The organism is Populibacterium corticicola (genome assembly GCF_042683685.1).
GTDB classification, from domain to species: domain Bacteria; phylum Actinomycetota; class Actinomycetes; order Actinomycetales; family Cellulomonadaceae; genus Timonella; species Timonella corticicola.
In genome coordinates, this window is record NZ_JBHUOP010000008.1 from 1 (window position 1) to 18,606 (window position 18,606).

21 protein-coding genes are annotated in these 18,606 nt (G+C 58.9%); 20 read left to right on the forward strand and 1 reads right to left on the reverse strand.

Annotated elements, in window-relative coordinates; translation table 11 throughout:
* The 16 genes from ACFSYH_RS13950 to ACFSYH_RS14025 all read left to right on the forward strand — a co-directional run.
* Nucleotides 1–731 (forward strand): flagellin (locus tag ACFSYH_RS13950; protein WP_377467889.1); only part of this gene is annotated, 731 nt, incomplete at its 5' end.
* Between the two features lie 205 nt (nucleotides 732–936).
* Nucleotides 937–2,304, forward strand: a complete 1,368-nt coding sequence (gene fliD / locus ACFSYH_RS13955; protein WP_377467891.1) for a flagellar filament capping protein FliD — start codon at nucleotides 937–939, stop codon at nucleotides 2,302–2,304.
* Nucleotides 2,305–2,356: 52 nt separating this feature from the next.
* Entirely contained in the window at nucleotides 2,357–2,797 is a 441-nt protein-coding gene (fliS, locus tag ACFSYH_RS13960) for a flagellar export chaperone FliS (RefSeq protein WP_377467893.1), read from the forward strand.
* Entirely contained in the window at nucleotides 2,797–3,162 is a 366-nt protein-coding gene (locus ACFSYH_RS13965; RefSeq protein WP_377467895.1) for a hypothetical protein, read from the forward strand. Before fliS ends, ACFSYH_RS13965 begins: the two co-directional genes overlap by 1 nt.
* Nucleotides 3,163–3,785: 623 nt before the next feature.
* Nucleotides 3,786–4,127: a flagellar basal body rod protein FlgB gene (locus ACFSYH_RS13970; protein ID WP_377467897.1), complete on the forward strand. Its 342-nt coding sequence runs from the start codon at nucleotides 3,786–3,788 to the stop codon at nucleotides 4,125–4,127.
* Entirely contained in the window at nucleotides 4,127–4,528 is a 402-nt protein-coding gene (gene flgC, locus ACFSYH_RS13975) for a flagellar basal body rod protein FlgC (RefSeq protein WP_377467899.1), read from the forward strand. The genes ACFSYH_RS13970 and flgC overlap by 1 nt, the downstream gene beginning before the upstream one ends.
* Nucleotides 4,528–4,884, forward strand: a complete 357-nt coding sequence (gene fliE, locus ACFSYH_RS13980) for a flagellar hook-basal body complex protein FliE (RefSeq protein WP_377467901.1) — start codon at nucleotides 4,528–4,530, stop codon at nucleotides 4,882–4,884. The genes flgC and fliE overlap by 1 nt, the downstream gene beginning before the upstream one ends.
* The gene (gene fliF, locus ACFSYH_RS13985; protein ID WP_377467903.1) at nucleotides 4,884–6,497 is read left to right on the forward strand and encodes a flagellar basal-body MS-ring/collar protein FliF; all 1,614 of its coding nucleotides are present in this window, start codon (nucleotides 4,884–4,886) and stop codon (nucleotides 6,495–6,497) included. Before fliE ends, fliF begins: the two co-directional genes overlap by 1 nt.
* Complete coding sequence (gene fliG, locus ACFSYH_RS13990) at nucleotides 6,497–7,513, forward strand: flagellar motor switch protein FliG (RefSeq protein WP_377467905.1); 1,017 nt, start codon at nucleotides 6,497–6,499, stop codon at nucleotides 7,511–7,513. The genes fliF and fliG overlap by 1 nt, the downstream gene beginning before the upstream one ends.
* Nucleotides 7,497–8,240 carry a FliH/SctL family protein gene (locus ACFSYH_RS13995; RefSeq protein ID WP_377467907.1) on the forward strand — a complete coding sequence of 248 codons (744 nt, stop codon included), beginning with the start codon at nucleotides 7,497–7,499 and terminating at the stop codon, nucleotides 8,238–8,240. The genes fliG and ACFSYH_RS13995 overlap by 17 nt, the downstream gene beginning before the upstream one ends.
* On the forward strand, nucleotides 8,237–9,613 hold the full coding sequence (locus ACFSYH_RS14000; protein WP_377467909.1) for a FliI/YscN family ATPase: 1,377 nt from the start codon (nucleotides 8,237–8,239) through the stop codon (nucleotides 9,611–9,613). Before ACFSYH_RS13995 ends, ACFSYH_RS14000 begins: the two co-directional genes overlap by 4 nt.
* Nucleotides 9,610–10,050, forward strand: a complete 441-nt coding sequence (locus ACFSYH_RS14005; RefSeq protein ID WP_377467911.1) for a flagellar export protein FliJ — start codon at nucleotides 9,610–9,612, stop codon at nucleotides 10,048–10,050. Before ACFSYH_RS14000 ends, ACFSYH_RS14005 begins: the two co-directional genes overlap by 4 nt.
* Entirely contained in the window at nucleotides 10,040–10,864 is an 825-nt protein-coding gene (locus ACFSYH_RS14010) for a C40 family peptidase (protein ID WP_377467914.1), read from the forward strand. The genes ACFSYH_RS14005 and ACFSYH_RS14010 overlap by 11 nt, the downstream gene beginning before the upstream one ends.
* The gene (locus ACFSYH_RS14015) at nucleotides 10,861–12,087 is read left to right on the forward strand and encodes a flagellar hook-length control protein FliK (RefSeq protein WP_377467916.1); all 1,227 of its coding nucleotides are present in this window, start codon (nucleotides 10,861–10,863) and stop codon (nucleotides 12,085–12,087) included. Before ACFSYH_RS14010 ends, ACFSYH_RS14015 begins: the two co-directional genes overlap by 4 nt.
* 26 nt (nucleotides 12,088–12,113) lie before the next feature.
* Nucleotides 12,114–12,686: a flagellar hook capping FlgD N-terminal domain-containing protein gene (locus tag ACFSYH_RS14020; RefSeq protein ID WP_377467919.1), complete on the forward strand. Its 573-nt coding sequence runs from the start codon at nucleotides 12,114–12,116 to the stop codon at nucleotides 12,684–12,686.
* 68 nt (nucleotides 12,687–12,754) lie between these two features.
* Complete coding sequence (locus ACFSYH_RS14025) at nucleotides 12,755–13,951, forward strand: flagellar hook protein FlgE (protein ID WP_377467921.1); 1,197 nt, start codon at nucleotides 12,755–12,757, stop codon at nucleotides 13,949–13,951.
* A 462-nt stretch (nucleotides 13,952–14,413) separates the two neighbouring features.
* Here the strand turns inward: ACFSYH_RS14025 and ACFSYH_RS14030 are convergent, their stop codons facing one another.
* Complete coding sequence (locus ACFSYH_RS14030; protein ID WP_377467923.1) at nucleotides 14,414–15,361, reverse strand: DUF559 domain-containing protein; 948 nt, start codon at nucleotides 15,359–15,361, stop codon at nucleotides 14,414–14,416.
* A gap of 526 nt (nucleotides 15,362–15,887) precedes the next feature.
* On the opposite strand from ACFSYH_RS14030, the gene ACFSYH_RS14035 reads away from it, so the two are divergent.
* The 4 genes from ACFSYH_RS14035 (at nucleotide 15,888) to ACFSYH_RS14050 (ending at nucleotide 18,488) form a co-directional block, all read left to right on the forward strand.
* A complete protein-coding gene (locus ACFSYH_RS14035) occupies nucleotides 15,888–16,163 on the forward strand; it encodes a flagellar FlbD family protein (protein ID WP_377467925.1) in 276 nt (91 codons plus the stop codon).
* Nucleotides 16,163–16,951 carry a motility protein A gene (locus ACFSYH_RS14040; RefSeq protein WP_377467927.1) on the forward strand — a complete coding sequence of 263 codons (789 nt, stop codon included), beginning with the start codon at nucleotides 16,163–16,165 and terminating at the stop codon, nucleotides 16,949–16,951. The genes ACFSYH_RS14035 and ACFSYH_RS14040 overlap by 1 nt, the downstream gene beginning before the upstream one ends.
* Nucleotides 16,948–17,898: a flagellar motor protein MotB gene (locus tag ACFSYH_RS14045; protein ID WP_377467929.1), complete on the forward strand. Its 951-nt coding sequence runs from the start codon at nucleotides 16,948–16,950 to the stop codon at nucleotides 17,896–17,898. Before ACFSYH_RS14040 ends, ACFSYH_RS14045 begins: the two co-directional genes overlap by 4 nt.
* A 62-nt stretch (nucleotides 17,899–17,960) precedes the next feature.
* On the forward strand, nucleotides 17,961–18,488 hold the full coding sequence (locus ACFSYH_RS14050; protein ID WP_377467931.1) for a flagellar basal body-associated FliL family protein: 528 nt from the start codon (nucleotides 17,961–17,963) through the stop codon (nucleotides 18,486–18,488).
* Nucleotides 18,489–18,606 lie beyond the last annotated feature (118 nt).

Consider the following 18,606-nt stretch of genomic DNA (forward strand, 5'->3'; position numbering starts at 1 on the left):
AGCTTCTGAATGGTGACGTCAATGGTGCTGGTGGCACCACGCTGACCTTCCAGGTTGGTGCTGATGGTGACACTGCCTCGGCAATCACCGTTGACCTCGCTAAGGCAAACGTTTCGAGCATCGCTGCTTCACTTGGATTCGACTCGGTGACCGGTAACGTTGCTGCAACCGGAACGATTGTTCCTGGTGCAGGCGGAACTCCTGGTACCCCAGCTTCGGAAGCCACCAGGGACGCTGACGTTGATGTAATCGCAGGGTGGATTAACACGCTGAACGGCAATACGGATCTTGCCACAGATGGCTCAGAGACTTTGAGTTCACTCGCTGCTGCACTGCCTTCGACTCACTCGATTGCAATGGACGGCTCCGACTTCGTCGTCACACTGAACGCTGTGCCTGGCACACCTGGCGCGAATGACACCATCGATGCATTTGATGTGAGCAATCACGTGAACGCTCAGGCATCTGTCAACACGATTGATGCATTGATCGCCGACGTGTCGACTGCTCGTGCTGAGCTTGGTGCTTACCAGAACCGGTTTGAGCACACGATCAAGAACATCAACGTTGCAGTGGAGAACCTGTCTGCTTCTGAGAGCCGTATCCGTGACACGGACATGGCGCAGGAGATGATGAACTTCACCAAGAACCAGATTCTGTCTCAGGCTGGTACGGCGATGTTGGCTCAGGCTAACCAGATTCCTCAGGGTGTTCTTTCACTCCTACGCTGATCTGGGCTGGCATTTGGTCAAAGCCTTATAGGGAGGGTGTTCCGTTCAGACGGAACACCCTCCCTACGTTTTCCCGCACCTGACTACACGTTGGGTGTGTGGTGCCAGACATGACATTGGGTGCGGTGTTTCCTCCTAATAAAACGGAAGACAACACCGATGAGGTGTATAGTCACACGTTCTCCTAGACGCTTTGGAGTTAGACATGGGAATGTCCATCGGTGGAATTGCATCGGGTCTCAAAACCGCAGAGATTATTGAAGGACTCATGCAACTAGAGGCAGTTCCGCAGACCTACCTCAAACAAAAGCAGAGTTCCACCAACAACTTTGTTACCGCCCTGCAAGCACTTAACGCCAAAGTCTCTTCGCTTGCAGACAACGCGAAGAACCTCACCACAGCAGACGCCTTCTCCAAATGGACTACTACCGTTTCCTCGAATCACGCGAGCGCTACTGCTTCCACATCGGCGAGCACAACAGACCTCACCTTCAAAGTGAACCATCTGGCCCAAGGACGTTCCGCTCTGACTAGCAAAGTTGCAGACGCTCAAACCCTCGTCACCGACGGCAAGTTTACGTTCACAACGGGTACGCAGGACACGGATTCTTTCAAAGAATGGTCCATCGACGTTGCTGAGGACGCTACGCTCTCGGATATTGCGGATGCCATCACAAAGGGTAACTCAGGACTTCGAGCTTCGGTCATCACAACTGGCGACGGTTCACGCTTGCAACTCACCAACACCAAAACCGGTGTTGCGGCAGGACAATTTGAGATTACCTCGGGTGACGGCTCTGTGACCCTGCAAAATCTCAAAGACGCCCAAGACGCTGAAATCGAGCTGTGGCCAGGAATGGGGTTGGCTGATTCCATAGTCACAAGTTCCTCGAACACCTTCACAGACCTCGCCGGTGGCGTATCGCTTACCGTAGCCAAGGTCCACGCAGCCGATGATGAACCCACTTCACTGACGGTCAATCAAGACACTGCCGCAATCACTAAGCTTGCCTCGAACCTGGTGAGTCAGGTTGGCCAAGTACTGAGTGAGATCTCCTCACGGTCCTCCATCACCACCACGGGTACTGGTAGCAACACAAAAACTACCGGTGGCCTTTTTACCGGTGACGCGCAAGCCCGGCTGCTAACCTCCCAGATTTCTAACGCACTGTCCTATCCGGTAGATGGCAAATCGCCATCTGTAATCGGAATCGACATCCAAAAAGATGGAACCTTTGTATTCGATGAGGCCAAGTTCACCGAAGCGCTCACAGCTGATCCTGAAGGCACGCAAGCGTTTCTTACTGAACTCGGTTCACGAGTCGAGGCCGTAGCCAGCGCCGCTTCGGACAAGTACGAGGGTTCAATCACCAAACGGATCGAAAGTCAGCAGACGCTCTCGTCCGAATACAGTAAGCAGATTGAGGACTGGGATCGCCGCCTCAAACTGCGTGAAGAGTCATTGAAAGCCACCTACACGGCCATGGAAGTTGCCCTGTCAAAGATGCAGGGCACAATGTCGCAACTGTCCGGCCAACTGAGCCAGTTGGCCAACCTCAACAGCAGCAGCTGACGTCTCCCAACACAGCAGTTAAGAAGCTTTGGCACCCCTGTAAGGATCACACATGTCCATTTCCTCAGAGCAGCGTGAGCAGTTTCTGCATGACGCGGTGATGAGCGCGAGCCCAGCGCGGCTCGTGACTATGCTTTACGACCGCATGGTGCTCGACCTCGACCGTGCGACCAAGTCCATCGAGACTGGCGAGCTCGGTGGTGCAAGCACCCACCTGACACATGCTCAGGATATCGTCCAAGAACTCATGGGTACGCTCGACGTCAATGCGTGGGAAGGAGCCAAGAGTTTGCAGGCGCTCTATCTCCACTTGTTCTCAGCGCTCATGGCGGCCAATGCCTCAAAGGACATTGACGACATCAAGGAGTGCCGCGAGATCATCGATCCGCTGCGTATGGCCTGGCACGAGGCTGCGGCCTCGCTTGCCCAGGAATCTGCTCCTAAACCAGTAGGTAGTTCCAGCGGCGGCCTTGGCGATCTAGGTGTGGCATAGTGGCCATTTCCTCGGCTCGCACGTGGAGCGAATACCTCGACGAACTTGAGAACTCACTGGATCTCGTGGAACGTGCCCTTGATGACATGTTCACGTCTGCAGAGCAGGACGAGGATGGCACTGATGTGCCCTCAAGCATTGAGCAGTTAACCGCTGAGGACGCATTTGCCTCCGCGGATATTGCGAGACTGGGACAGCTTCCGCAGGAGTACGCGGAACGTACCAGTGCGCTTCTTGACCGTCAGAACTCCCTCGTTGCTCGTGTCCGTGAGGTTCAAGTGGAGATCCGTATTCACCTGGGAGTGGTCTCTGCCTCAAGTACTCGTATGGCAGACGCTCCTGTCTACCTTGACGCCAGCGGCTAACGGAGACTAAGCGCCACCTCTCGTACCGCATCTCAAAACTCGTTGGGGTCAAAATCGTCCGGTTGGCTGAATAAAGTGTGCGCACTCGGATGTATTTCGCCCCTCCGGATTGGTGGGAGTGAAGCGGGACGTGTCTGCCGTCACCGTGGATGATGCTGTGTCGGTCCATCGGGCGGCGTGCCCAAACACCCGGGGAGGTATCCCCGCCACCGCGCCCCTGAAACTTGATGGGCTGAAAACATTCCGGGTGGCTGAATGCATACCCGGAACATTTTTGCCCCATTGACTCGGAGGGCATAAAAGGGTCCGGGTGGGTAAAGAAAGTGTGGGTACTCGGAACATTTTTGGCCCATCGGGCGGTATGCGAGTGGGCTGGAACGCCCCTGCGCCGAAAAATGACCGAATCGTCGCCAATCTGAACGCGGTTGATATACATGTTTTTCGGGTGAAATAGCCGTCTTGATCAGCGCCTTTGTTTAGCCGCAAAAATAATAATGGGGAGTGGTCCCCTAAAAAGCCTCATAAGGTCGTGAACAGCACCGATGGGCATGATGCAGCAAAGGAATGCTCACACAATGTAGGCCAAGGATCGGCCGCCTCCACCGAACCACTCAGGGGCACCAGTGTTCGATTCAGTGACCTACGTTGCGCTCAATAGCGCCGCAGACAGCCTTGCGTTACGCCAGCGCGTCATCGCGAACAACATAGCGAACATCAACACGCCGAACTTCCAGGCAACGCGTGTCCAATTTGAGGACGAACTTGCTCGGCAGGTCGCTCGAGGCAACGGAGCCGTACAGGCTACCCAGAAGTTGTCACTCGAACCGACCCGGCTCGACGGAAACAACGTCAACCTCGACACTGAAACCCTGTTGAACATCGACACCGTGCTGCGCTACCAGGTGGCCACCCGTGCGATCGATGGCACGTTCTCCAACCTGCGCACCGCGATGAGGACTAGCTGATGACTTTCGACGCCCTAGGAATCGCCTCGACCGGAATGACCGTCAACCGCAAATGGATTGATGCAGTCTCTGACAACCTGTCGAACCTGAACACTGTCCGCCCGATGGATGAGGAAGCCTTCCGCGCCAAGTACATCATCGCAACCGCCGCGGGATACCCCACCCAGACCGAGGGGACCCGCGTTGCCGGCGTCGAACTCGGAACGGCTGAAGGCCGCGTTGTCTACGAACCAGACCACCCCATGGCCAACGAGGACGGCTACGTCCGCTACCCCGAAATTGACATGTCTTCGCAGATGACGCAACTCATCATGGCGCAGCGTGCCTATCAGGCAAACGCCGCAGTGGTGGAGCGTGCCCGCTCCACCTACGAGCAGGCACTAACGATTGGACGCAGCTGATGAGCATCTCAGGTATCGAAGCAATTGGTTCGTCCATGACTGACCTGCTCGGCGGCATCAACCCGACTCTGGCCAGCCAGGCAAACGCGACGGGCTACCTGCCGGTCCAGGCAACCGCAGCCGCGGCAGCAACGGAGAGCACGTTCGCGGCGACCCTCACCGGCGCAGTGAACAACATCCAGCAGAAGCAGGAAGTATCCGCTGATCTCGCGATCAAGGCTGTGACCGGCGACCTCGATGACATTCACGACTACACGATTGCGGCGACTGAATCCGCGGTGACCCTTGAACTCACCACAGCGATCCGGAACAAGGCAGTTGACGCGTTCAACGAGATCATGAGGATGCAGGTCTGATGCCACAGCAAATCACCACCGCGTTCAGCAAACTGATCGCGGCAATCCGAGAGTTCACGGTTGCTCAGCGCACCCTCGCGCTGATCGGTCTGGGCATCATCGCAGTGGCGATCATTGCACTCGTGAGTTGGATCTCCCAGCCTCAGATGCGTCCGCTCTACACCGACCTCGCTCCCTCAGACGCGGCAGCGATCACGGAGCAACTCGACTCCCAGGGCGTCAAGTACGACCTGGCCAACGGTGGCGGCACCATCATGGTTCCGGCTGACCAGGTATACAAACTGCGTTTGAACGTGGCTTCCTCGGGTATCTCGCCATCGTCTGAGGGCGGTTACCAACTCTTTGACAACATGGGTATGAGCACCTCGGAGTTCCAGCAGGACGTCACGTACAAGCGTGCGCTCGAGGGCGAACTCGCCAAGACCATCAACGCGATGGATGGCGTGGAAACCGCCTCGGTTCAACTTGCCCTGCCTGCTGACACGGTGTTCGTGTCCGAGCGTGCCGATGCCTCGGCCTCCGTTTTCGTGAAGACCCGCACAGGCACCACCCTGAGCGATGACCAGGTTCAGGCGATCACCCACCTTGTGTCCGCCTCCATCGAAAGCATGCCACTGAACAACGTCGCAGTGATCGACGCCGCAGGAAACGTACTGTCCAACGTTGACGGTGCGGGCTCCGTCGCGGCAGGAAACAAGCAGACGGTCCTGTATGAATCCAGAATTCAGCAGAACGTACAAGCAATGCTTGACCGCATCGTGGGCGTCGGAAACTCGGTTGTCTCCGTGACAGCGCAACTCGACTACTCAAGCACCGAACGCACATCGGAGACGTTCAACTCCAACGAGAACGCCAAACCGCTGACTGAGCGGACCACCAACGAAGAATACGAAGGTACTGGCAACAACGCAACCGGTGTGCTTGGCCCCGACAACATTGCCGTTCCCGAAGGGGAAGAAAGCGGAACCGGGAACTACACCAACACCACCGAAGAGCGTGCAAACGCTGTGGATAAGGTGACCGAGCACGTACAGACCGGTCCAGGCACGCTGCGCCGTCAGTCCATCTCCGTCGCGGTCGACCAGCAGGCAGCAGGAGCCATGAACATGGCGGACCTACAGGCTGCAATCGCGACTGCCGCAGGTATCGACGAGGAACGTGGCGACACGGTCAATGTCAGCCGCATCATGTTTGACAAATCCTCCGCAGAAGCAGCCCAGGTGGCGCTGGCGCAGGCTCAGGAACTCGAGGCCGCCGCCGCGCAGCGCGAACTGATTCGCAACGCGATCATCGCGGGTGCCGCACTTCTCGCGGTTATCGTTCTGGCAATTATCGCTGGACGTCGCCGTCGTGTCGAGGAACCGGCAGCAGACGAGGTCACCCCACTCGACCTCGGCGAACTCAGCCTCATGTCGCAGCAGGACAACGAACTTGCAGCAGCAGAGGCACTCGCTCAAATCGACTTCCCCGCGATCCCAGAACTGCCAACGGCTCCAGACCCTGGTGCTGTCGCCGCGGAGAAGAAGCGTCAGGACGTCGTCTCTCTCGCGGATGAGGATCCAGAGCAGGTCGCGGACTACTTGCGCGAACTCATGGACGTAGGGGGTAGGTAATGGCCACGGCAATCACCCTCAATGGGACTCAGAAGGCCGCGCTCGTATTGATGCAGCTCGGCCGGGAACGCGCCGCGAACATCCTGTCTCGTTTTGAAGAGAACGAGATTGAGGAACTGACCGCCGAGATCATTCGCATGGAGCGCGTGGACCGGGACACTGCGGACCAGGTGATCCAGGAATTTCACCAGCTCACGCTTGGTGGAGTCAGCCACGTGCCAAACGGCGGCGTTGGTTTCGCCCAGCAACTGCTCGAGGCGTCCGTTGGCGGCGACCGCGCAGAGGAGATGCTCGATCGGCTGCAGTCCTCGATGGCAGGCCAGCCGTTTGAGTTCCTGCAGCAGGCAGACGCCCGCCAGGTGCTCGCGCTGCTGAGCGGCGAACACCCACAGACCATGGCTCTTGTGCTCGTGTACCTTCGCCCTGAACACGCATCAGCGATCATGGGCGGCCTCGACCCTGACATGCAGGGGGAGGTGGCACACCGCATTGCCCTGATGGAACGCGCCGCACCGGATGTCGTCTCGATCGTCGCCGACTCGCTGAACCGCAAGGCCACCACGGTCCTCACCCCACGTGAGACCTCGGCTATTGGTGGTGTGGACCCGCTGGTCGAGATCATCAACCGCGCGGACCCAGGCCTGGAGAAGATGATTCTCGAGGGTCTGACCACGCGCGACGAGGACCTGGCAGACGAGGTTCGTTCCCGCATGTTCGTGTTCGCGGACATCACCCTGCTCGAGGACCGCGCACTGCAACTCGTGCTGCGTGGCGTGGAAACGGCAACGCTGTCTCTTGCGCTCAAGGGTGCAGGCGAGGCCGAGCGTAGCGCCGTGCTGCGCAACATGTCCGAACGTGCTCGCGAGAACCTGCTCGAGGAGATCAACCTCCTCGGTGCGGTTCGTATGTCGCAGGTGGAAGAGGCCCGCGCAGGCATCGTTCAGGTCATCCGCCGCCTTGAGGAATCAGGCCAGATCACAATCCGTAGGGATGCGGAAGATGAGTACGTCTCCTGACCCCGGCTACCGGGAGATCCCGGGCGGCTTTGCAGCCGCACCTTTGAAAGTCATCTCCGACGAACGGGTTGAGTCCGCACGTCAAGAGGCGCGCGCTCTGGGGTACTCGGCTGGCTATGCGGCGGGTGCTCGTGCCGCGGCTGCCGAGGTTGAGGAACTCAAGGCCCGCTTGCAGCAGGAATCACAGGATCAGGCGCACCGGAACGCTCAGGCGATCAACCGGCACAGCCAAGCTCTTGCCGCTGCGGTTGTCGCTGCTGACGAGCGTGTTCTTCCGCTTCTCGACGATTCCCGCGGATTGCTCTACTCCCTTGCGTTGGACCTCGCCTCCAGTGTGGTTGGGGTTGACCTTGGATTGCCGTCGGCTGAGGTGTCCGGTCTATCCGTGGGCGCTCATGCCGCGCTGGTGCGCGCCATGAACGTGCCGAACGACGTGGTGATTACCGCTATCCGCATGTCCCCAGAAGACTCGGAACTCGTACGTGCCCACTGGGACGCCGTGGTGAATGCGTTCGGCGGACGGTGCGACTGCGTGGAGATCATCTCGGATGCGTCTCTCGCTCGGGGCGATGCGATCTCTGAGTTTGAGGACGGTTTCCTCGACGCTCGGCTGCGTACCGCATTCGATCGTGCGCGGGAGGCGCTCTCTGAGGAACTACACGCGATGGAGTTGGAACGTGAGGCCACTCCGGTGAGCCAGCGCCGTTCGGACGTGGGTGCGCCATGACATCCGCAGACACCCTGATCCGATCCCACGGCGTAGCAACTGGTCAGATGTGGGGCAGCGTCAAAAAGGCGATGGCACCGCAACGCACCGGACGGGTACGCCGTGCAGTTGGCCTGTCCATAGACGTCGCCGGCTTGGGTAGCGCCGTCGGCGACGTGCTGGAGATCAAAGACCCGCGTGGGAACGACCACGGTGGGCTCGTCGAGGTTGTGGCGGTGGACGGCTCAGTCTCGCGTTGCATGCCGCTCAGCCCACTCACGAGCGTGAGCCCTGGGGCAGAAGTCGTGTCAACGGGGGGACCCCAGCAGGTTCCGTCAGGTCCTGGTCTCTTGGGGCGGGTACTCGACGGCACGGGCAGGCCACTCGACGGCAAGGGGCCGCTTACGAATGTGAGAATGGGTCCCCTGGAACAGGGCGTGCCGCACCCCCTGAACCGCCAGCGTGTCGACACCCCGCTGTCGGTCGGTGTCCGTACGCTCGACACCCTCACCTCGATTGGGCGTGGCCAACGTATCGGTCTGTTCGCGGGGTCCGGTGTTGGCAAGTCGACCCTGTTGTCCATGATCGCGCGTGGAACGGAAGCCACCGTCTCCGTGATTGCCCTTGTCGGTGAGCGTGGCCGTGAAGTGAGAGAGTTCCTTGAGGACGACCTCGGGCCGGAAGGCCTCGCTCGCTCAGTCGTGGTGATTGCGACCTCCGATCAGCCCGCACTCGCGCGCCTGCGTGCCGCGTTCCTTGCAACCGCGATTGCCCAGCAGTTCCGTGATCAAGGCCAAGACGTGGTGCTCATGATGGACTCGCTGACTCGTGTCGCGATGGCCCAGCGTGAGATCGGCCTGTCCGTTGGCGAACCGCCGGCGACCCGTGGATATCCACCATCAACCTTCTCCGTTCTCGCTGATCTGCTTGAACGAGCCGGAGCAGGCTCGCACGGCTCCGTCACCGGTATCTACACGGTTCTGGTCGACGGAGACGACCACAACGAACCCATCGCCGACTCCGCACGATCGATTCTCGATGGACACGTGGTCCTTGACCGCAAACTCGCGGTCGCCAACCACTATCCGTCTATCGATGCCCTTGGATCGATCTCCCGCGTCGCAACCAAGGTCACCACGCCGCAACAGAAGAGCGATGCCGCGGTGCTACGCACTCACATGGCCGCACGCGCTGCGGTGCAAGACCTCATCGACGTCGGCGCCTATGTCCCTGGCACCAACAAACTCGTCGACGCTGCTGTGGCCTGCGAAGACGAGATCAAAGCGTTCCTCACGCAATCTGTCGACGAAGAATCCACCGCTGAACAATCGTGGGCGAAACTTCGTCAATTGGTTCAACAACTTGAAGCGCAGGCCGATGGGAACGACACATGAGCAGACAATACCCATTGGCCCGCCTCCTACGCCTTCGCAAAATGCGCGAAGACGAGGCCGCCAACGAACTCGCCCTGGCGCAGCGCCGTGAACTGCGGGCACATCAGAAAGCACAGCGTGCCCAAGAAGAACTCATGGGCTCTTCTCTGGGCGGGGACTACGACGAAAGCCTATGGCGCTCGTCAATCGCTGCTCAGGCAGCCCGCCGCTCGATGATGCTCGAAGCGATGACCCTCGCAGAGGTTGCCGCCCGCGAGACCACCGAAGCACATTCACAGTGGACCGCAGCTCGCAAGGAGTCACGGCCACTGGAAAAACTCGAGGAGAAGTTCAAGGAAGCAGTCAACGCAGAGGAACTGCGGGCTGAAGCAATCGTTCTTGACGAGATCGCACAGAACATCAAGCGCCAGGACATGGGAGACTCAGATGTCGATTGACGCAGTCGTTGCCCGCATTGGGGACATCGAAAGCCGCATGGCGGCGCTCAACAACGCCGCCTTCACGACAAGCGGCGGAATAATGGGGCAGGGAATCGTTGCCGTGCCCGGAAGCACGGACTACCAAAGCCAAGGCGGAACGACCTCAGCCACCTCGACCGGTTCGACCAGCGCATCAACCTTCACCTCCGCTCTCAGCCAGTCCCTCGCCTCAGCCGGAATCGACACGAGCACACTCAACCAGGCCATCGCCGAAAACCTTGGCGTCACCCCAAGCCAGACGACCACCGCAGTCGGTGATACGAGCAGTGCGAACGGCCCAACCGCTGCGCAGGTGATCGCCAAGGCCAAGGAATGGATCGGCGTGCCATACAAGTGGGGCGGAAACACCAAGAACGGCGTGGACTGCTCAGGATTCGTCAAGAACGTGCTTGGCCAGTTCGGTATCGAGATGCCCCGCGTCGCGCGCCAACAGATGCTCGAGGGCACCAAGGTGAACTCCCTCGCTGAAGCCAAGCCAGGTGACCTCGTGGTGTTCAAGAATGGAAAGCACATCGGGTTCTACCTCGGCGACAACAAGATGATTGACGCCCCCAAGCCCGGCGACCACGTCCGCATCCGCGACGTCTACGAGACACCGACCTCCATCCGTCGCGTACTGGACTCCAACAACGCGCCGGCAGTCTCGCAAACTTCTTCCGCCCACTTGGCTCAAGGACAGACCTCAGTGGCCGATCTGTTGGGCATGAACGTGTCATCGCGCACATCATTTGACCTCGCGAACCTACTCACACAGACGGGAGTGGGAGCATGAGCCTGCCAACGATGACACTGGGCGCGCCAGCGCAAACGGCTTCCGGGCCAGCAACGCCGTCGAACAGCCGCACGGCAGGATCATCCGAACGTGCGGCAGACTTCGACGCCAAAGTCGCCCAGGAAATCGGTGAACAAACCCAACAGCAGACCTCCCATGAAGGCTCCACGGAAGCTGGAGACTCGTCGGCAAGCAGCACTGACACTGTGGTTCCAACGGAACCACAGGTGCCAGTGGACCAGTCGCAGATCGCCTTCGAACTGATCATCTCGCAGGAGGCGACAGAAAATCTCAACGACCAGGCACCCGTCGTTGAAGAGGCCGCACCGCAGGACAATCCGGCTCAGGACAACGTTCCCGCCGAGCTCGGCGAGGACGCTGCCACGCCGCAGGTCGTCCCACAGGGTGTTCCCGTTGAACCAACGGAAGACGGATCGGAGACCGTCGCTCCAACACCCCGCGCGCAAGACAACACAGCGCGTGAGGGCGCTCCAACCCGGCAGCAACCAGCGAACCCGCAGCCGGGAACACCACCAGCGGCCCCACAACCTGTGCAGGAGAACGCTGGACCACGCATCACCGTCACACAGCAGGCAGCAGCTGAGCCGACCACACCAGTTGTCACAATGAGCGCTCCGGGTGGCGAATCCACTCCATCCCAGCCAGCAGCAGCCCAAAGCACCCCGCAGCCAGTGCCAACCACTCCGGTCGTCGCAACGGCTCCGGTCATAGCCCAGAGCGCACCGGTGAGCGAGCCCGCCTCTGTTGCCTCGGCACCGCCGGCCAACACCCCGGCTGGAATGCTCGAACAGGTACGTGGCCCCATCGGACGCCTTACCCAGGCTGGCGCAGGAGAGCACACGTTCACCGTCAACGTGACCCCCGAGAACCTCGGGCCCGTCACCGTACGTGCGCACATCGGACATGAAGGCATCCGGGTAGAACTCATCGGAGCAACCGACGGAGCCCGCGAGTCGCTGCGAGCCATCCTGAACGACCTCAAGCGTGACCTCCAATCCACCGGAATGAACGCACAACTCGATGTCGGCTCCGAACGATCCGACGCCCGCGACCAGTTCGGTCCAGGCGGATTCGGACGCGGAACCGCCAGCCCCAGCGCGGCGCAGGCCGGCGCTGGAAATGCCCAGTTCGTCGAAAACGATGCCACACCATCCCAAGACACCCGCCACCCAGATGCCCACGGCGTCGACATCATGGCCTGACCCGCCCGTAATACAAGGAGACACACATGAGCGTTGACGTCGGCGCAGTAAATGCCGCACAGCAAAGCCAACCCAGCATGTACACGGGCTCGGCAGGCGTTCGCAACCCCAAACAGGATCTGGACTCTGAAACCTTCATGACCCTGCTGGTGGCGCAACTCAAGTACCAAGACCCAAGCAACCCCATGAACACCAACGAGATGATGGCGCAGACCGCCCAGTTGGCCTCCATGGAACAGCTCACCAGACTGACCACCACCCAGACCGAGAGCTTTGCGCTCCAAATGCGCAGTGCGGCGGCTGACCTCATCGGAAAGCAGGTCAGCTACCTGGGTGAGGACAACACGATAGTGACAGGAATTGTTGACGCGGTAGCCTACGCTGGCGAAGTACCGACAGTCATCATCGGGGATAAGGAAATCCCGCTCGATGCAGTTGCGCACGTAGCCACGGAAGGCTACGTCCCACCGGTAGACAACGATGGAACTGACACCGACGAGACAACGCCAGACAGTGGTGATGCAGACAGTGGATCAGGCGCAGCCGCGTCCGAGGAAACCGATGCGACGCCCACAACCGAGGCAGGGATCGGTGCCTAACAGCGCCGCCCCGCACATCACCATCACTTTGGCCGCCAGCCGGCCCCGAACAATAAGGGAAAACTGACATGCTACGTTCACTATTCACGGGTATCTCCGGTCTCCGCTCCCACCAGACCATGCTTGACGTCACCGGTAACAACATCGCAAACGTCAATACCACGGGATTCAAGTCCTCCCAGACGCAGTTCAAGGACACCCTGTCCCAGATTCTGCAGAACTCCGGTGCGCCACAGGGCAACGTCGGTGGAACCAACCCAGCCCAGGTCGGTCTCGGTGTGCAGGTCGCAGGTATCACCACCAACTTCTCCCAGGGTGCAGCACAGGTCACCAACCGTTCCACCGACGTCATGATCTCCGGCGACGGATTCTTCGTCGTGCAGAAGGGAAACCAGCAGTTCTACACCCGCGCCGGTGCATTCGACTTCGACGCCAACGGAAACCTGGTTACCCCGGAAGGTGCATTCGTGATGGGCTGGGCCGCACAGAACGGTGTGGTCGACCCGAACGGTATCCTCTCCCCGCTGCAACTGCCCATGTCCACCCTGAACGGCTCTGCGCAGACCACCAGCGTCACCTTTGACGGAAACCTGCCATCCGACGCCGCGGCGGGCACCACCCTCAACCGCGACATCGAGGTCTACGACACGCTCGGAAACTCCCGTATCGTCACCCTGACCTTCGAGAAGGTCACCGCTCCGGGGGCCGGAGCAATGACCTGGAACGTATCGGGAAGCGACCCCAACGGTAACTCCTTCGGGCCAACCGCTATGAGCTTTGACGCCAACGGACAGCCAACCGGCGGAACCACGCACACCCTTGGCGGCATTGCGATCGACCTTGGCACGACCACCGGATACGCGAACCTCACCACTCTCCAGGTTGCGTCTCGTGACGGCCAGCAGGCTGGTGCCCTCCAGTCCTTCCAGATAGGTGCAGATGGAACCATCATCGGATCCTTCTCCAATGGCATGAAGGAGGCAATCGGACGTATCTCCCTTGCCACCTTCGCCAACCCGAATGGTCTGGAGAAGCAGGGTGGAAACCTGTACGGCGTGTCCGTGAACTCCGGTGACCCGGAGATCGGTGTCGCCGCAGATGGTGGCCGTGGATCGCTCGTCGGTGGCGCGCTCGAAATGTCGAACGTTGACCTGTCCGCAGAGTTCACCAACCTGATCATCGCCCAGCGTGGTTTCCAGGCGAACTCCCGCGTCATCACCACCTCGGACGAACTGCTCCAGGAACTCGTGAACTTGAAGCGCTGACCCCTAGGTCTTCCTCGACGCTCAGGCGGGTTGCCTCCCAAACTTTGGGAGGCAACCCGCCTGAGCGTTTCTCTCACCGGTGAACCTGTGTTCCTGCTCGGTGGGTTAGCTGTATTCTCCTGCACCGATGGGCTGTTTTCGTTCCGGGGGCCTGTACTTTGTGCACCCACCCGGACCCTTTTGTACCCACCGAGTTCCCCCCCACCAAGTTCTAGCCCCTTCACTCTTCTACACCCCTTTGGGCCGATGGGCTGTTTTCGTTCCGGAGGCCTGTATTTTGTGCACCCACCTGGACCCTTTTGTACCCACCGAGTTCCCCCCCCCACCAAGTTCTAGCCCCTTCACTCTTCTACACCCCTTTGGGCCGATGGGCTGTTTCGGTTCCGAAGGCCTGTACTTTACGCACCCACCCGGACCCTTTTGCACCCTTCGAGTCCTGCGTGAGGCTTGAGTGTGGCAGGTTTAGGCCGCAGACACCTTCTCAAACTGGTAGCCAAGCTGATGTAGCAGCCTGCGGAAGTGAGCGATGAGCCGTTCTGGGTTGGACAACTCCTCATACATGTAGTGTCTGACTTCCCAACCAACCGCACGAAGAGCGTCTTGGCGACGCTTTTCCCTCTTGACGTCATGTTGTTCCCGGTACTTTTCTTTGCCATCAAATTCGATGATCAGCCTAATCTCAGGGATAGCGTTATCGACGCGGAACTCCCCAAGATCAGTCATAATCCGCAACTGCGTGACCACTTTGGACACTCCGGCTTGATGTAGCCAATACCGGATAACGCTTTCGTACGGTGACTCAGCATTATCGACGCTCAGTTCGATGAGCTGCTGAACCTTGACACGTCCATTACCCACTCGTTTCCGAGCCAAGTCCAGGAGATCCTGTTTACTAGCACCCTTCCGGCGAGCACTATCTATGATTGCCAGCCCCTGATGTTTTGGGAGGCAAACCGCAAGGTCAAGTGCAGTTTGTTCGAGGCTCGTGACAAGTAGTCCATCTACCTCCAGGATTTGGTTAGGGTCAATGTGTTGCCGATGCAGAGCAAATGAGCTGCGTCGTGCTCTGCCAAGGAGTGGTCGGATGACATGTACCCGTATATCCGCACCCATTGCAGGGAGGTCCCAGAGTATGCCTGCACTATGGTGGCTCACCACCTCTTCAGGCTGGATCTTTGACAGACCTGCGGAGAGCTTGAGAGCGCGAAATGCCGCTACCCTGACGTGAAAATCATCTTTCTCGGATGGAAGGGCACTTGTCATGACGTAACGCCCGGGCAGCAGAATTTTCAAGTGTCCTTCTTTGACCGCGCGCTTGCGTTTCCTAGCTGACACAGTTGTCGTGGTGTAGGTACGCGGTAGCGCTGCAAGGTTTTTCTGAACAGTCTCTTCGTTTCGTGTCTGTGTCATATGCCCACTGTGCAGCGGAGCAACCCGACTGATGGTTCTCTATCTACAGGGAGGTGTCCAGAATCTGGGGAAAACAGATGCAGTGGTGGCTGTGAAAACAACAAATCCCCAGACATCAGCCAAACCAGCCACAGGCACACTGAACTAAAAAGCGGAGTTTCCGACTCGTCGAAAATCCGCAGGCTGCTACATCAGTTTGGCTACCAGTTTGAGAAGGTGTCTGCGGCCTAAACCTGCCACACTCAAGCCTCACGCAGGACTCGAAGGGTACAAAAGGGTCCGGGTGGGTGCACAAAGTACAGGCCCACGGAACGAAAACAGCCCATCGGCTAGCTGGGGGAGACGGGAGAACAGCAGACAGAGGGCAGAGCCAAGACGGCACGAAAGTGATCCGCAATGGGCGAACAGAAGGCACGGAATGCTATCCGGAACACAAAAAATCCCCTCACGTGTGCGCACCCCATGCCGATGAGTAGTACGCAAGGCTCACGGATGAGCCGCGTAGTTAGGCCAAGGATGGAGAAACATGATTGTCGTTAGCAAGCTGAACAAGGAGAGGTTCGCCGTAAACCCGGACCTTATCCAGCGCATTGATAGCGCTCCCGACACCATCCTGACTCTGGTGGACGGCACGAAATACATCGTGCGCGAGTCCATGGTCGAAGTCATCGAACTCATTGCCCAGCAGCGTGCGGAGGTCATTGCGCGCGCCCACTCAGTTCAACTCGAGACTGAGGCGGAGCAGGCATCAGCTCACGGCACGCTGTCCTTGGTAACTAAGGAAACAGAGGAGAATAACTAATGGATCCCGCCGCAATTCTAGGGTTTGCTATTGGTATTGGTGCTATCCTCCTCGCTATCTTCCTTGAAGGCGCATCTCCAGCATCAGTTTTGTTGCCTTCCCCTATCATTTTGGTCTTCGTTGGTACCTTCGGCGTAACCCTTATTGGTGGCACGCTCAAGGACTGTATTACTGCGTTGAAAGCGCTTCCGAAGGTGTTTACCGGAAAACCGAGCAACCCTGCGGCATCTGTGGACACGATTGTAAGTCTGGCGGAGCAAGCCCGCCGTGAGGGGCTATTGGCGCTAGAAGACGCTGCCAAGGATATCGATAACGAGTTCCTACGAGGTGGCCTAAGGGCCGCGATTGACGGTACTGACCCCGATGACCTGCGCGAACTACTTGAAGATCAGATTGCCGCAAAGCGCACCGCAGACCATGTGGGGTACAAATTCTATGAGGACATGGGTGGCTATGCGCCAACCATCGGCATCGTCGGAACAGTCGTCTCGCTCGTGCACGTGCTTGAGAACCTTGCTGAGCCTTCCGAACTGGGGCACATGATCGCGGCCGCGTTCTTGGCAACATTCTGGGGTATCGCCTCTGCGAATGTGTTCTGGTTGCCTATTGGTAACCGGTTGAAGCGTCTGTCGGTACTTGAGTGTGAACAGATGGAGATCATCACGGAGGGTCTACTTGCCGTGCAGTCGGGGGCCAATCCGCGTGCAGTTTCTGAACGACTGCGTTCCCTTATTCCGGTGACCTCAATTCCGGGTAAGGACGTTGGTGCGAAGGCGGACCAGACATGAGTAAACGTAAGAAGAAAAAGGGCGGTGAGTCTGAAGGCCACGCCAATCATGAGCGCTGGCTGGTTTCTTACGCGGACATGTTGACCGTTCTGGTTGGCCTGTTTATCGTTCTCTATGCGATGTCGCAGGTGGACCAGGCCAAGTTTGATGCTCTTGCACAGTCTTTGAGCGTCGGTTTCGGTGGCTCGCACACGTCTGTCTTGGATAGTGGTTCGACCATCTTGGTAGAGAACGGTGCCGTGGTACCGCTCATCGGTCCCACGGACGCGACGGAGATCGCTCAGGTTCTGCGCGACGACTCTGACAAACTGCATGATGGAACCTCGGATGTCCAGGCCGATGACTCGATCGAGCCCAAGGACCTTGAGGCGGCTCGCCGCGAATACCGTTCTCTGAGCGGCCTGGCCCAGAAACTGGATGATAGCTTGGCGAAAAAAGGCCTCGACGGTTTGGTCTCCTACAAGATCGATGAACGTGGACTTGTCGTTGGTCTCATCTCGAATGAACTGTTCTTCGTGGCGGACACCGCGGAACTCACCTCGGATTCCCGCGCAGTGATCGACGCGTTGACCCCCACGCTCAAGAAGATCGACAACGAACTGTCGATTGATGGGCACGCCAACTCGCTGCCCTCGACCCAATATCGATCGAACTGGGAGTTGTCTTCGGATCGTGCGACCCAGGTGCTGCGCCGTTTTGTGGAGCGGGGGAAGCTTGATCCCGTCAGGATCAAGGCAGTCGGCTACGGCGACGCCCGCCCGCTCTTGCCAAATGACACAGCGGAAGGGCTACGCGCCAACAGACGAGTTGACATCGTTGTGATGTCCAGCGAACCGGAGCGGGTCCGCGAGTTGATCCCACGCATTATCGAAGAACACATGGCCTCGCTCGCCAATGACTCTGTGGGCGACAACTCGGATGCTCCAGCGTCTGGCACCAAGGATTAGCGCGGAAAGCCGAACCACACACGAGCTGACCGTAGCCAAGGAAACTGATAAGGACCAAGCAGATGCCAATCGAACAACGCGTAGTATCGACGCCGCGGCCAACTGTCCCGCAGCCGTCGAAGATTACTCCCCGTGACCGCAGCAAGGCACCGGAGCCTCCACCAGAGCCAGAAAAGAAGAAGGGCAAGGGGCTGGTGATCGCACTAATCGTCGTGGCGACCATCGTCGTTGCCGGAGCGGTCGTCTTCTGGTTCTTCATCCGACCCGGGCTGAATGCCGAGGCGGGCGAACAAGTTGAACCTGAGCCTGTCGCCGGTGCAGTGCAGACCGTGGAGTCGATGAACATTAACCTTGCGGACGGTCATTACCTGCGCCTTGGGTTCGCGGTTCAACTCACCACTGAGGCTGAAGAGGTTGAACCGGCGATGATTCTGGACCGCACGATTGCGCAGTACTCCGGTCGGAAGATGTCCGAGGTGCTTGACCCAGCGGCTCGTGAGGAACTGAAGAACCAGTTGAAGGATAAACTCAACGAACTATATGGGGGCGAGGTCCTCGACGTGTGGTTGACGGATTACGTGGCGCAGTAGCCCCGTGATGTTGGCGTGACGACGAACCGGCTGTGTCCCCACGGCCCGTCACGTAGGTGGGCGGCCGGAGTAGGGTCGCCGCCGCAACCAAATAACCCTCACCGCAAATTCTCATGCT